Origin of the sequence: Streptomyces sp. RKAG337, from assembly GCF_023701715.1 — a bacterium.
Lineage (GTDB): Bacteria > Actinomycetota > Actinomycetes > Streptomycetales > Streptomycetaceae > Actinacidiphila.
The window spans coordinates 2,391,950-2,404,337 of record NZ_JAJOZA010000001.1; the positions used below are offsets into that span (position 1 = coordinate 2,391,950).

Genomic DNA, 12,388 nt, shown 5'->3' on the forward strand with positions numbered 1-12,388 from the left:
TACCACCGAGGAGGGTCGACATGAGCGGCACGTCGGAATGGACCGTGACGGAACCACAGAAGCTCGTCTTCGACGCGCATGTCGACACGGTGCGCGTGCGCATCGTCGGCGGCGCGGTGAACGTCGTCGGCGTCGAGGAGGGCCCGGCCCGGCTGGAGGTCAGCGAGCTCGACGGACCGCCGCTGCTGGTCAGCCTGAAGGGCGGCGTCCTCACCGTCGGCTACGACGACCTGCCCTGGAAGGGCTTCCTGAAGTGGCTCGGCGGCAAGGGCTGGGAGCGGCACGCGGTCGTCTCGCTCGCCGTGCCGCAGCGCACCCGCGTCGAGGTCGGCGTGGTCGGCGCCAGCGCGGTGATCTCCGGCATCTCCGAAGCCACCCAGGTACGCGGGGTCAACGGGGACGTCACGCTGGTCGGCGTGGCCGGCGCGGTCAGCGCCAACACCATCTCGGGCAACGTCGAGGCCCAGGCGGTCTCCGGCGACCTGCACATCAACACCGTCTCCGGCGACCTGACCGTCGTCGAGGGCAGCGGCGCCCGCATCAAGGCCGACTCCGTCAGCGGCAACATGGTGCTCGACCTGGCCCCCGTCGAGACGCCCCCGGGCGCCGACGTCCGGCTGAACACCGTCTCCGGCGAGATCGCCATCCGCATCCCGGACCCCGCGAACGCCGAGGTCGACGCCAACACCGCCAGCGGCGCCGTGTCCTGCGCCTTCGAGGACCTGCGGGTCACCGGCCAGTGGGGCGCCAAGCGCATCACCGGACGGGTCGGCACCGGCGGCGCCCATCTGAAGGCCACCACCGTCTCCGGCGCCATCGCCCTGCTGCGCCGCCCACCGGTCGACGACGAGCCGGCCGGTGCGTCGACCGACGGGACCCCCTCGCTCCGGAAGGACATCTGACATGGCTCCCGTCTTCGCCCACGGCCGCCTGCGGCTGTACCTCCTCAAGCTCCTGGACGAGGCCCCGCGCCACGGCTACGAGGTCATCCGGCTGCTGGAGGAGCGTTTCCACGGCCTCTACGCGCCCTCCGCCGGCACCGTCTACCCGCGGCTGGCCAAGCTGGAGAAGGAGGGCCTGGTCACCCACAGCACCGAGGGCGGCCGCAAGGTGTACTCCATCTCCGACGCCGGCCGCGCCGAACTGGCCGCCAGGGCCGACGAGATCGCCGACCTGGAGAACGAGATCCGCGAATCGGTCTCGACGCTGGCCGCCGAGATCCGCGAGGACGTCCGCGGCGCCGCCGGTGATCTGCGCCGGGAGATCCGGGCCGCGGCGCAGGAGGCCCGCAACTCCCCCGCGGGCAACGGTGTCGGCACCGACTTCCGCGCCATGAAGCAGGAGTGGAAGGACCAGGCCCGCCGCGCCAAGGAGGAGAGCCGCCGGGCCAAGGAGGACGCGCGCAACGCCCGCCTCCAGGCCAAGGAGGCGCAGGACTTCGCCCGGGTCGAGGTGCAGCGGATCGCCAAGCAGGTCCAGGAGCAGGTGCAGTCCCACGTCCGCGAGGGCGACTGGCAGGGTGGCCTCAAGGAGGGCCTCGCCGAGCTCAACCGCGAACTGGGCGCGCTGGGCCGGGCCACCGGCCACATCTCCACCGCCTGGCCCGGCTACCTCAAGGCCGATCCGGACGCCACGACGGGCAGCACCGCTGACGCGGGCGCCGCCTCGGCCGAGGTCCCGGCGGACGCGCCCGACTGGGCCAGGGAGAACGACTCCGAGGACGCCGTCGCCGACCCGGGCCGCGAGCTGGAACGCCTCCTGGACCGTTTTCGCGACGACATCCGTGACGCGGCCCGCGACCGGGGCGTGGACGCCGGTCAGCTGCGCGAGACCCGCCGCCATCTGTCGACGGCGGCGGCTCAGATCGGCGCCGTGCTGCGCGGCCGCAAGGACTGACGCGGCGACACGGACGGCGGGCCCACCGGCTGGGGCCCGCCGTCCGTCGGCCCGTCGTCTGCCGTCGTCAGCCCGTCGTCAGCCCGTCGTCAGCACGATCTTTCCGAACAGCTCTCCGCCCGCCATCTTCTCGAAGCCCTCGCGGGCCCGTTCGAGCGGCAGTACCGAGTCGATCACCGGCCGGACGCCGGTGGCCGCGCAGAAGCTGAGCAGATCCTCCAGCTCGTCCTTGGTGCCCATCGTCGAGCCGACGACCTTCAGCTCCAGGAAGAAGATCCGGGTGAGTTCGGCGGCCGGCGGGTTCGAGCCGCTCGTGGCGCCCGAGATCACCAGCGTGCCGCCGGGCCTGAGCGACTTCACCGAATGCGACCAGGTGGCGGCGCCCACCGTCTCGATCACCGCGTCGACCCGCCGCGGCAGCCGCGCGCCCGGCTCGAAGGCCGCCTCCGCGCCCAGCTCCACCGCGCGCTCGCGCTTGGCCTTGTCCCGGCTCGTCGCGAACACCCGCAGCCCGGCCGCCTTCGCCAGCACGATCGCGGCCGTCGCCACCCCGCCGCCCGCGCCCTGCACCAGGACGGAGTCGCCCGGCCGCACGCCCGCGTTGGTGAAGAGCATCCGGTACGCGGTCAGCCACGCGGTCGGCAGACAGGCCGCCTCCTCGAAGGAGAGCTCGGCGGGCTTGGGCAGCACGTTCCAGGCCGGCACCGACACCCGCTCGGCGAACGTCCCCTGGTACCGCTCGGTGAGGATCGAGCGCGGCTCGTCCGGACCGACGCCGTGCCCGGACTGGCCGATGACGGAGTGCAGGACGACCTCGTTGCCGTTCTCGTCGACACCCGCCGCGTCACAGCCGAGGATCATCGGCAGCCGCTCCTGCCCGAGTCCCACCCCGCGCAGCGACCACAGGTCATGGTGGTTGAGCGACGCGGCCCGCACCGTGACCGTCGTCCACCCCTCCCGGCGTTCCGGCTCGGGGCGTTCCCCCAGCTCCAGGCCGTTCAGCGGCTGGTCACGGTCGATACGTGCGGCATAGGCAGCGAACATGCCCAGAAACTATCGGCGCGATCGACATCCGGTGAAGACCCCGCCGCACGAAGCGACATACGTCACCCTGGTCCCGTCACCCCGGACCCGTCGCCCCCTGCCCTCGGTGCAACCTCCCGGGCCTCCCAGCGCACTGACACAGTGACGGGCGATCCGCCCACGCGGCACGGGGAGGGGACGACATGCGGCAGGACGGCAGCGCCGGCGGAGGCGACGACGACGCGTTGCACGCGTTCGTCGCCGGCAGACGGTTCGCGCTCTTCCGGAGCGCGTTCCTGCTGTGCGGCGACAACGACGAGGCCGACGACCTCGTCCAGACCACCCTGGTGAAGGTCATCCTCGGCTGGCGCCGGCTGGAGCGCCTGGACAACGTCGAGGCGTACGCCCGCAAGACCCTCGTCAACACCTTCATCGCCTCCCGCCGCCGCTTCTGGCACCGCGAGCAGCCCTACGGCGAACTCCCCGAGCGGACGGGCCCGGAGACCGATACCGACACCGGAGTGGCCGTCCGCGTCGCGCTCGCCCGGCTCACGCCGCGGCAGCGCGCCGTGCTCGTCCTGCGGTACTGGGAGGACCTGAGCGTCGAGGCCACCGCCGAGGCGCTCGGCATGCGCGAGAACACCGTCAAGAGCCATACGGCACGCGGGATGGCGGCGCTGCGCGCCGAGATGCGGGAGGAGCGGGTATGAACCAGGAGCAAGCGGTCAGGGAGCTGTTGCGGCGGGCCGTCGACGGTGTCGTCCCCGTGCCGGACGGTACGAACGAGCGGATCTTCGCCCGGGCCCGGAGCATACGGCGGCGGCGCCGGCGGGCCCGGATCGCCCTTTCCGCACTGGCCCTCGCCGGCGCGGTGACCGCCGCCCTGCTGCTGATGCCGGGCACGGGGGACGCTCGGCGGGTGCAGAACGCCGCCGGGTACAGCGGGCCGGCGCAGACCGCGCTGCTCAGAGAGCTGCTCCCGCCGGAGGTCGGCCGGATCGAACTGAACAGCAAGCCCGGCGGCGGCAAGGACGTCGCGATCGGTGACGGGATGTATCTGGTGGCCAAGGACGGGAAGTACGGCGAGATCTCGATCCACAATTTCGCCCCGGACGGGTCAGGGGCGCACGACGTCTGTGCCGAATTCGACACGAAGCCCTGGACGGCGGACTGCGGGAAGCTGGCACTGAGCGGCGGCCGCACGCTGTGGACCTGGCGCATCGTGTCCGGCATTCAGATGTACGACGACGGCACGAAGAGCGTCGCGGGATACTGCGCCGGCCTGAACCTTCCCGACGGCCGTTCGATGTTCATCCAGGTCAACGCCGGTGACTCGCTCTCCGGCCGGCGCTCCGACCCCGCCTGGATGGCCGAGCCGCCGCTGACGATGGCGCAGCTCCGCGATCTCGCGCTGCGCCCGGAGCTGCTCGTACCGCTGTCCGGGTCCTGACACCGGCGACGGCGGGCCGGCACCCATGGGTGCCGGCCCGCCGTCATTCCTGTCCTGCGACAACCCGCCCGGAGGGCGGTCAGCGGCGGGCGACGCCCTCCGCGCGGGCGGCGGCGGCGACCGCGGCGGTGACCGCCGGGGCGACCCGCTCGTCGAAGGGCGACGGGATGACGCAGTCGGCGCTGAGCTCGTCGGCGACGACGGCGGCCAGCGCCTCGGCAGCGGCGATCTTCATGCCCTCGGTGATGCGCGAGGCGCGCACCTGGAGGGCGCCGGCGAAGATGCCGGGGAACGCCAGGACGTTGTTGATCTGGTTCGGGAAGTCGCTGCGCCCGGTGGCGACGACGGCCGCGTACTTGTGCGCGACGTCCGGGTGGATCTCCGGCGTCGGGTTGGCCATGGCGAAGATGAAGGCGCCCTTGGCCATGGTGGCCACCGCCTCCTCGCGCACGGTTCCGCCGGACACGCCGATGAAGACGTCGGCCCCGTCCAGGGCGGTCTCCAGCGAACCGGAAAGACCAGCCTTATTGGTGTACGAGGCCAGCTCGCGCTTGACGGAGTTCAGGTCGTCACGGCCGCCGTGCACGATCCCCTTGCGGTCGGTGACGGCGACATCGCCGATTCCCGCCTCGACGAGGATCTTGGCGATCGCGACCCCGGCCGCTCCCGCGCCCGAGATCACCGCGCGCAGCTGGCCCAGCGACCGGTTGGTGAGCTTGGCGGCGTTGCGCAGCGCGGCGAGCGTCACGACGGCGGTGCCGTGCTGGTCGTCGTGGAAGACCGGGATGTCGAGGCGCTCCTGCAGCTTCCGCTCGATCTCGAAGCAGCGGGGGGCGGAGATGTCCTCCAGGTTGACGCCGCCGAAGGACGGCGCCATCCGCACCACGGTTTCGACGATCTCGTCCACGTCCGTGCAGGCCAGCGCGATGGGGACCGCGTTGACCCCGCCGAACTGCTTGAAGAGGATGGCCTTGCCCTCCATCACCGGCAGGGAGGCTTCCGGGCCGATGTCACCGAGTCCGAGCACCGCGGTGCCGTCCGTGACCACGGCCACGACGTTGGACTTCCAGGTGTAGTCGTTCACCAGATCGGGCTGCTCGGCAATGGCCGTGCACACCTTCGCGACACCCGGCGTGTAGGCGAGGGACAGATCGTCCGCATCGCGCACCGGCACGGTCGCGGCCACCTCCATCTTTCCGCCACGGTGCAGGGCGAAGACCGGATCGATGGGGAACGTGTCCGTATCGGTCCGAGGATTGACGATCTCCGCTGCCACAATTGACCCCTTTGTCTGATTTGGTTTCGAGGGTACTACCTCCAGAAATGGAGATAGGCGGGCTCGGCATCGGTACACCCAGGCACTTGAGTGGTCCTGAAGGCACCGGCGCCAGGCATGCCGCACGCATGCCATGGGCCCCGGGATGAGGGGTAAGGATCCGTTCTACCGGAAGACCGATTCCGCTGACGAGTCCATTCGGCTCCGCCAGCAGGGAGCGAATCGGAAATAACGGCATACAGCGCGGCAAAAAGCCCGAATAGGGGAGAAACCGCGGATACTGTGTGCGACTGGTCGGCGTGGCCCCACCGTGGTCCGGCCTTGGTGTGCCGGCCCGGTGAGAGCCCGGGGATCGCCCGTTATCCGATTTTGACACAACTGGACCACTGACTGGGTCTGTCCGGATGGCAAGATGCGCACATCACACCGGGTGGCGACACTCGAATAAGGGTTCCCCACCCACCGTCTTCCCCACTCCGCCCACATTCCGCAGGAGGAACCAGCAATGACCGCACGCACCACCCGTCGCTCGGCCGCCACATCTCGGATCACAGCGGTCGGCGCGATCGCGGTCGCGGGCACCCTGCTGCTCAGCGGCTGTGGCGACCAGACCAAGAAGGACAGCGGCACCGACACCTCGACGAAGTCGAACAGTGCTCCGCTCTTCAACAAGCTCCCCAAGAAATTCCAGGACGCCGGTGTCATCGAGGTCGGCACGGACGCCACGTACGCCCCGATGGAGCTGAAGCAGAGCGGCACCATCGTCGGTGTCGACCCCGACATCGCCGCCGCGCTCGGCAAGCAGCTCGGCGTGACGTTCAAGTTCACCAGCGGCACCTTCGACGGTCTCCTCGCCGCGATGCAGACCGGCCGCTACGGCGTCGTCATGTCCTCGGTCAGCGACACCAAGGCCCGCCAGGAGGGCCTCGACGACAAGGGGCAGAAGACCGGTAAGGGCGTCGACTTCGTCGACTACTTCACCGCGAGCACCGGCATCCTGGTCAAGAAGGGCAACCCGGAGCACATCACCTCCGTCGACGACCTGTGCGGCAAGAAGCTCGCCGTCCAGCGCGGTACGACCTTCGAGGCGGCCGCCAAGGACCTCTCGAAGAAATGCACGACGGGCGGCAAGGCCGCGCTGTCCATCGAGTCCTTCCCGACCGACGCCGAGGCCCAGACCCGCGTCAAGGCCGGCGGAGCGGTCGCCGACCTGAACGACTCCCCGGTCGCGGCGTACATCGCCAAGACCGCGGGCGGCGGCAACGACTTCGAGTCCGTGGCCAACAAGTCCGACGCCGGGCCGTTCGGCATCGCCGTGGACAAGAGCAACACGCAGCTGCGCGACGCGATCAAGCTGGCGATGGACGCGATCATCGCCGACGGCAGCTACAAGGCAGCCCTCGACAAGTGGGGCGCCGGCGACGGCGCGATCACCAAGGCCGCGATCAACGGCGGCTCCTGACCCCACGCGCTCCACTGAAGGGCAGTCGCAGTGACTGACAAATTCGAGAAGGAACCCGCCGACGCTCCGGCGAGCGGGACCGCCGGGACCGCCACCGCGATCCCGGCGGAGGCTATCCGGGCGATCCCCGTACGCCATTACGGGCGCTGGATCAGCGCGGTCGTCGTCGTGGCCGTGCTGGCCGCACTCGTGTTCTCGTTCTCCCAGGGCGATGTGCGCTGGGCGACCGTGCCGGAAAAGCTGTTCGACCACTCCATCCTGACCGGTATGTGGCACACCATCCTCATCAGCGTCCTGTCGATGCTGATGGGCCTGCTGCTCGGTGTGCTCTTCGCCGTCATGCGGCTCTCCAAGAACCCGGTGACAGGCGGCGTCGCCTGGCTCTACATCTGGTTCTTCCGCGGCACCCCGGTCTATGTGCAGCTGCTCATCTGGTTCAACCTGGCGCTGATCTTCCCGGTCCTGAACCTCGGCCCGATCTACAAGAACAACATGGTCGACGTCATGACCCCGTTCGTGGCCGCCCTGCTGGGGCTCGGTCTGAACGAGGGCGCCTACATGGCCGAGATCGTGCGGGCCGGCATCCAGTCGGTCGACGAGGGCCAGACCGAGGCGTCGCACGCCCTGGGCATGAAGCAGGGCCAGACCATGCGCCGTGTGGTGCTGCCGCAGGCCATGCGGGTGATCATCCCGCCGAGCGGCAACGAGTTCATCAACATGCTCAAGACGTCCTCGCTGGTCGTCGCCGTCCAGTACCAGGACCTGCTGCGCAGCGCGCAGGACATCGCCGCGAGCTCCTTCGCGACCATGGAGATGTTCTTCGTCGCGTCCATCTGGTACCTCGCCCTGACCAGCGTGTTCAGCGTCGGCCAGTACTACCTGGAACGCCGCTTCGCCCGGGGCTCGCTGCGCAGTCTGCCGCTCACCCCGTGGCAGAAGATCAAGGCGAATCTCAGCACGTTGCGCCGTCCGGAGGTGGCCCGATGACCGTTCAGCCCATGGTCAAGGCCGAGGCCGTCCACAAGTCGTTCGGCCTGGCGCACATCCTCAAGGGGATCGAGCTGGAGGTCGCGCCGCGCGAGGTGTTCTGCCTCGTCGGTCCGTCCGGCTCGGGCAAGTCCACCTTCCTGCGGTGCATCAACCACCTGGAGCAGATCAACGCCGGCCGCCTGTGGGTGGACGGCGAGCTGGTCGGCTACCGGCAGAAGGGCGACAAGCTCTACGAGCTGAAGGACAGCGAGGTCGCGGCGAAGCGGCGGGACATCGGCATGGTGTTCCAGCGCTTCAACCTCTTCCCGCACATGACGGCGATCGAGAACGTCATGGAAGCCCCGATGCAGGTCAAGGGCGAGTCGAAGGCGACCGCCCGGGCCCGTGCCGAACGGCTGCTCGACCGGGTCGGCCTGGCCGACAAGGCGGCCAACTACCCCGCGCAGCTGTCCGGCGGACAGCAGCAGCGGGTGGCCATCGCCCGCGCGCTGGCGATGGAGCCGAAGCTGATGCTCTTCGACGAGCCGACCTCCGCCCTCGACCCGGAGCTCGTCGGTGACGTCCTCGACGTCATGCGCGGGCTCGCCGAGGACGGCATGACGATGATCGTCGTCACCCATGAGATGGGCTTCGCCCGCGAGGTGGGCGACGCGCTGGTCTTCATGGACGACGGCATCGTCGTCGAGGCGGGGAACCCCCGCGACGTCCTGAGCAACCCGCAGCACGAGCGCACCAAGGCGTTCCTGTCCAAGGTGCTGTGACCCGAACGGACGAGGCCGGACGGCCGGGCCGCGAGCCCGGCCGTCCGGCCTTCTTCATGTCCGGGGCGGCGCGCGTCGTTCCGCGCGTTACTTCAGGCCGAGCACCAGTGCGTCCGGGACCGAGCGCCAGACGCCGTCCGCCTTCTCCCGCGCCATGCGCGCGTGCCGCAGCGCCCGCTCCGCCTCGTTGATCACCCCCGGGCGATGGCCGGCAGGGCCGGATCGAGGTCGACGCCGGTGGATCGCGCCTCGGGGAAGCGCCACAGCACGCGGTCCGGGATACTGCCGGTGCCGCACGTGAGGTCCAGCACCTTGGGCGCGGGCCCGACCAGTGCCTCGACCATGTCCAGCATCACCCGGAACCGCTCCTCGCGGTCCGGCAGGTACCACTCCTTCTGACGGTCTCAGCTCTTCTGCCGGCTCTGCCGGTCCGCGGTGCGCACCGCGGGTGCCGGCGGCGCCTCCGGTGTACCCGTCATCGCCGTCTCTCCAGTTCGTAATACCCTGATAGCTACCTCGACCATTACTGAGCCTAGAACGCACGCGTAAGGATCATAAGTGGAACTGGCCTATTACTCGGACTACGCCGTGCGCCTGGTGAACAGCGAGGAGCCGGAACGCGGAACGGACGACCTCACCGGTGTCGACGCCGTCCGCGCGCTCTTCGGCGCCAGCACCCAGGCCGCCGCGCGCAGCACCGACGCCGACGTGCCCCGGCTGCGCGCCGTACGCACCCGGCTGCGCGGGGTCTTCGAGGCAGCCGACGAGGGCGACGAGGTACGCGCCGTGGACCTGCTCAACGCGCTGCTGCTGGAGTTCCCGGTCAGCCCGCAGATCTCCGGGCACGAACACCTGGACGAGACCGGCCGGCCCGACTGGCACATGCACCTCGCCGACCACGCCGCGACCGCCACCGCGGGATACGCCGCCACCGCCTGCATGGGGCTGGCCTTCCAGCTGACCGAACTCGGCGTGGACCGGCTGGGCATCTGCGAGGCGAGCCCCTGCCGCAACGCCTATGTCGACACATCGACCAACAGGTCCCGCCGCTACTGCTCCGACCGCTGCGCGACCCGCGCGAACGTGGCGGCCTACCGTGCCCGCAAGCGCCTGGAGAACGAACGGTCCGCGCTCAGCGGCCGTACACAGGACGCCGCCCACGACAGCACCCCGGCCACCGACCTCTGAAGCTCCCGGGGCGGCCGGAACCGCACCAGGGCCCGGGCGAGCACCAACTCGTCCGGCACCGTGCCGAACACGCTGCTGTCCGCGATCGGCCCGAAGGGATTGTCGGCGAGCACCCACCAGCCGCCCTCACGGCGCTCGACCGCCCGCTTCACGATGAGCAGGTCCTGTTGCAGCGGGTGCCGCAGGACCACGACGTCACCCTCCCGGACGTCCGCCGGGCCGTTGACGTTTCGCACGAACAGCCGATCGCCCTCGTAGAGCGTCGGGACCATCGAAGGACCGGTCACCTCGACCGCGTAGACCGGTCGGACTCGCCGTTCCCGCATGCTGCGCCTCCTCGTCCCTTCCTCCACCAGTCCCAGGGTGACACCAGACTTTTGTCCTAAGCCACATGGGGCACCCGAGAAAACGACTCTCCCAGGGAGTAATCTCCCACCTGGAAAGACGATCACAAGGAAGGACAGCCATGTTCTCTCGCCTGTTCGCGCCCAAGGTTAAGGTCAGCGCCCACTGCGACCTGCCCTGCGGCGTATACGACCCGGCCCAGGCCCGCATCGAGGCCGAGTCGGTCAAGGCCGTCCAGGAGAAGTACCAGGCCAACGAGGACCCGGACTTCCGGACCCGCGCCATCATCATCAAGGAGCAGCGCGCGGAGCTCGCCAAGCACCACATCTCGGTGCTGTGGAGCGACTACTTCAAGCCGCCGCACTTCGAGAAGTACCCCGAGCTGCACCAGCTCATCAACGACGCCCTCAAGGCAGGCAGTGCTGCCAAGGCGTCGAACGACCCGAAGACCGGCGAGAAGCTCCTCGAGCTGATCGCCCAGATCGACACCATCTTCTGGGAGACCAAGAAGGCCTGATCTTCTTTCAGGTCTTTCGACCAGACATTTTTTCGACCTGCGACGACACCACCGACACAGGTCAATGATCCGCACCCGGTCCGTCGGGGATTCCAGCTCGGAGTCCCCGATGGACCGGGTTCGGTCGTTCAGCCACCGCCCGCGCTATCCGCGCTGTCCCGCGCTGTTCGGCGGCAGCCGTCGGGTGATCCGGTCGAACAGCTCCGTCAGCGGCTCGCCGACCTCCCGGCCGAACTCGGTCAGCCCGTAGGTGACCTGGGGCGGCGACGTCGGCTCGACCTCCCGCCAGACCAGGCCGTCCGCGACCAGCGCGCGCAGCGTCTGGGCGAGCATCTTCTCGCTGATGCCCTGGATGCTCTCGCGCAGCTCGTAGAACCGGAGGCTGTTGCTCCGCAAGGAGATCAGCACCCAGACGCCCCACCTGCTGGTCACATGGTCGACCACATCGCGCGCGGGGCAGTCGGTGTGAAACACGTCATACCGCTGCGCCGCCTCGCCCTGTCTGTCCTGCACGCTTCCCGCCATGTCATGAGCTTACCTCGGGGTATGTCCTTACCAAAAGTAAGCCCGTGCTCCTAGCGTGCGGGCCACAGAGGAACACCTGACAAGGAGCTGACCATGATCGTGGTGACCGGGGCTACCGGAAACATCGGCCGACCGTTGACGCAGGCACTGGCCGAGGCGGGCGGGCAGGTGACGGCCGTTTCACGGCACACGGCGGCGGTGCCGGACGGCGTCCGCCACGTGGTGGCCGACCTGGCCGAGCCGGCCGGCCTCAAGCCCGCGCTGGCCGGGGCGAAGGCGCTGTTCCTGCTCCTCTCCGGCGACCTGCACGCCGCTGGAGCCAACCCTGCCGACATCATCGGCGAAGCCGCCGCTGCCGGGGTCCGCCGGATCGTCCTGCTCTCCACGCAGGGCGTGGTGACCAGGCCCGCCGGCCGGACGCGGATCGCGATGCGCGCACTGGAGGACGTACTGCGGGAGTCCGGCCTGGAGTGGGCCCTCCTGCGGCCGGGCGGCTTCGCCTCCAACGCCCTGTGGTGGGCCGAGTCCGTCCGCACGCGACAGGTCGTCGCCGCGCCCTTCGGCGACGTCGGGTTGCCGGTCATCGACCCGACGGACATCGCCGAGGTCGCGGCGGCCTGCCTGCTGGACGACCTGCACACCGGCGGGGTGTACGAGCTGACCGGCCCGGAGGTGATCTCTCCGCGCCAGCAGGCGGCGGCCCTCGCCGCCGCGCTGGACTCGCCGGTGAGGTTCCACGAGCTCACCCGCGACGAGGCCAGGGCCGGCATGTCCCGGAGCATGCCGGTGGAGCTCGCCGACGACACTCTGGACATCCTCGGTTCCCCGAACCCGGCCGAGCTGCGCGTCAGCCCGGACGTCCAGCGGGTCCTCGGCCGCGCCCCGCGCCCCTTCGCCGACTGGGCCGCCCGCAACGTCGCCGCGTTCCGCTGAGACCGGTCAGCTGAGACAGGTC

Annotated in this window: 14 protein-coding genes and 1 pseudogene; 10 read left to right on the top strand and 5 right to left on the bottom strand. The window is 69.9% G+C overall.

Annotation, left to right across the window (positions count from 1 at the left end; genetic code table 11):
* Positions 1-20: 20 nt before the first annotated feature.
* Together LNW73_RS10245 and LNW73_RS10250 are read left to right on the top strand one after the other, a co-directional pair.
* A complete protein-coding gene (locus LNW73_RS10245) occupies positions 21-902 on the top strand; it encodes a DUF4097 family beta strand repeat-containing protein (protein ID WP_250977661.1) in 882 nt (293 codons plus the stop codon).
* Position 903: 1 nt separating this feature from the next.
* Positions 904-1,896 (top strand): PadR family transcriptional regulator, encoded by a 993-nt coding sequence (locus tag LNW73_RS10250; RefSeq protein WP_250989721.1) that lies wholly within the window; start codon positions 904-906, stop codon positions 1,894-1,896.
* Between the two features lie 78 nt (positions 1,897-1,974).
* On the opposite strand, the gene LNW73_RS10255 is transcribed toward LNW73_RS10250, so the two are convergent.
* Positions 1,975-2,940 carry a zinc-binding dehydrogenase gene (locus LNW73_RS10255; RefSeq protein ID WP_250977659.1) on the bottom strand — a complete coding sequence of 322 codons (966 nt, stop codon included), beginning with the start codon at positions 2,938-2,940 and terminating at the stop codon, positions 1,975-1,977.
* A gap of 182 nt (positions 2,941-3,122) precedes the next feature.
* Between LNW73_RS10255 and LNW73_RS10260 the strand changes: the two genes are divergently transcribed.
* Positions 3,123-3,629 (top strand): SigE family RNA polymerase sigma factor, encoded by a 507-nt coding sequence (locus LNW73_RS10260; RefSeq protein WP_250977658.1) that lies wholly within the window; start codon positions 3,123-3,125, stop codon positions 3,627-3,629.
* Entirely contained in the window at positions 3,626-4,369 is a 744-nt protein-coding gene (locus tag LNW73_RS10265; protein WP_250989722.1) for a hypothetical protein, read from the top strand. The genes LNW73_RS10260 and LNW73_RS10265 overlap by 4 nt, the downstream gene beginning before the upstream one ends.
* 79 nt (positions 4,370-4,448) lie before the next feature.
* Here LNW73_RS10265 and LNW73_RS10270 read toward each other — a convergent pair whose 3' ends face one another.
* Positions 4,449-5,645, bottom strand: coding sequence for an NAD(P)-dependent malic enzyme (locus tag LNW73_RS10270; RefSeq protein ID WP_250989723.1), 1,197 nt, complete (start codon positions 5,643-5,645; stop codon positions 4,449-4,451).
* 505 nt (positions 5,646-6,150) lie between these two features.
* Here LNW73_RS10270 and LNW73_RS10275 point away from each other — a divergent pair.
* From LNW73_RS10275 to LNW73_RS10285, 3 genes are read left to right on the top strand one after another with little or no spacing between them, the layout of a single operon-like run.
* Positions 6,151-7,107, top strand: coding sequence for an ABC transporter substrate-binding protein (locus tag LNW73_RS10275; protein ID WP_250977655.1), 957 nt, complete (start codon positions 6,151-6,153; stop codon positions 7,105-7,107).
* 30 nt (positions 7,108-7,137) lie between these two features.
* Positions 7,138-8,094: an amino acid ABC transporter permease gene (locus tag LNW73_RS10280; RefSeq protein WP_250977654.1), complete on the top strand. Its 957-nt coding sequence runs from the start codon at positions 7,138-7,140 to the stop codon at positions 8,092-8,094.
* On the top strand, positions 8,091-8,858 hold the full coding sequence (locus tag LNW73_RS10285; protein WP_285369757.1) for an amino acid ABC transporter ATP-binding protein: 768 nt from the start codon (positions 8,091-8,093) through the stop codon (positions 8,856-8,858). The genes LNW73_RS10280 and LNW73_RS10285 overlap by 4 nt, the downstream gene beginning before the upstream one ends.
* A gap of 194 nt (positions 8,859-9,052) precedes the next feature.
* Here the strand turns inward: LNW73_RS10285 and LNW73_RS10290 are convergent.
* A pseudogene (locus LNW73_RS10290) lies at positions 9,053-9,337 on the bottom strand (SAM-dependent methyltransferase); the annotation flags it as partial.
* A gap of 79 nt (positions 9,338-9,416) precedes the next feature.
* Between LNW73_RS10290 and LNW73_RS10295 the strand changes: the two are divergent.
* Positions 9,417-10,046 (top strand): CGNR zinc finger domain-containing protein, encoded by a 630-nt coding sequence (locus tag LNW73_RS10295; RefSeq protein WP_250977653.1) that lies wholly within the window; start codon positions 9,417-9,419, stop codon positions 10,044-10,046.
* Here LNW73_RS10295 and sodX read toward each other — a convergent pair.
* On the bottom strand, positions 9,950-10,372 hold the full coding sequence (sodX, locus tag LNW73_RS10300; protein WP_138350903.1) for a nickel-type superoxide dismutase maturation protease: 423 nt from the start codon (positions 10,370-10,372) through the stop codon (positions 9,950-9,952). The genes LNW73_RS10295 and sodX overlap by 97 nt on opposite strands.
* Before the next feature lie 140 nt (positions 10,373-10,512).
* Between sodX and sodN the strand changes: the two genes are divergently transcribed.
* On the top strand, positions 10,513-10,908 hold the full coding sequence (gene sodN, locus LNW73_RS10305) for a superoxide dismutase, Ni (protein ID WP_138350904.1): 396 nt from the start codon (positions 10,513-10,515) through the stop codon (positions 10,906-10,908).
* Between the two features lie 144 nt (positions 10,909-11,052).
* Here sodN and LNW73_RS10310 read toward each other — a convergent pair whose 3' ends face one another.
* Positions 11,053-11,433, bottom strand: a complete 381-nt coding sequence (locus tag LNW73_RS10310) for a winged helix-turn-helix transcriptional regulator (RefSeq protein ID WP_250989724.1) — start codon at positions 11,431-11,433, stop codon at positions 11,053-11,055.
* A gap of 93 nt (positions 11,434-11,526) precedes the next feature.
* Between LNW73_RS10310 and LNW73_RS10315 the strand changes: the two genes are divergently transcribed.
* On the top strand, positions 11,527-12,366 hold the full coding sequence (locus LNW73_RS10315; RefSeq protein ID WP_250989725.1) for an SDR family oxidoreductase: 840 nt from the start codon (positions 11,527-11,529) through the stop codon (positions 12,364-12,366).
* Positions 12,367-12,388 lie beyond the last annotated feature (22 nt).

Coding starts and splice junctions, on each gene's coding strand:
- LNW73_RS10245 (WP_250977661.1), top strand. CDS start 21: ATGAGCGGCACGTCGGAATGGACCGTGACGGAACCACAGAAGCTCGTC.
- LNW73_RS10250 (WP_250989721.1), top strand. CDS start 904: ATGGCTCCCGTCTTCGCCCACGGCCGCCTGCGGCTGTACCTCCTCAAG.
- LNW73_RS10255 (WP_250977659.1), bottom strand. CDS start 2,940: ATGTTCGCTGCCTATGCCGCACGTATCGACCGTGACCAGCCGCTGAAC.
- LNW73_RS10260 (WP_250977658.1), top strand. CDS start 3,123: ATGCGGCAGGACGGCAGCGCCGGCGGAGGCGACGACGACGCGTTGCAC.
- LNW73_RS10265 (WP_250989722.1), top strand. CDS start 3,626: ATGAACCAGGAGCAAGCGGTCAGGGAGCTGTTGCGGCGGGCCGTCGAC.
- LNW73_RS10275 (WP_250977655.1), top strand. CDS start 6,151: ATGACCGCACGCACCACCCGTCGCTCGGCCGCCACATCTCGGATCACA.
- LNW73_RS10285 (WP_285369757.1), top strand. CDS start 8,091: ATGACCGTTCAGCCCATGGTCAAGGCCGAGGCCGTCCACAAGTCGTTC.
- sodX (WP_138350903.1), bottom strand. CDS start 10,372: ATGCGGGAACGGCGAGTCCGACCGGTCTACGCGGTCGAGGTGACCGGT.
- sodN (WP_138350904.1), top strand. CDS start 10,513: ATGTTCTCTCGCCTGTTCGCGCCCAAGGTTAAGGTCAGCGCCCACTGC.
- LNW73_RS10310 (WP_250989724.1), bottom strand. CDS start 11,433: ATGGCGGGAAGCGTGCAGGACAGACAGGGCGAGGCGGCGCAGCGGTAT.
- LNW73_RS10315 (WP_250989725.1), top strand. CDS start 11,527: ATGATCGTGGTGACCGGGGCTACCGGAAACATCGGCCGACCGTTGACG.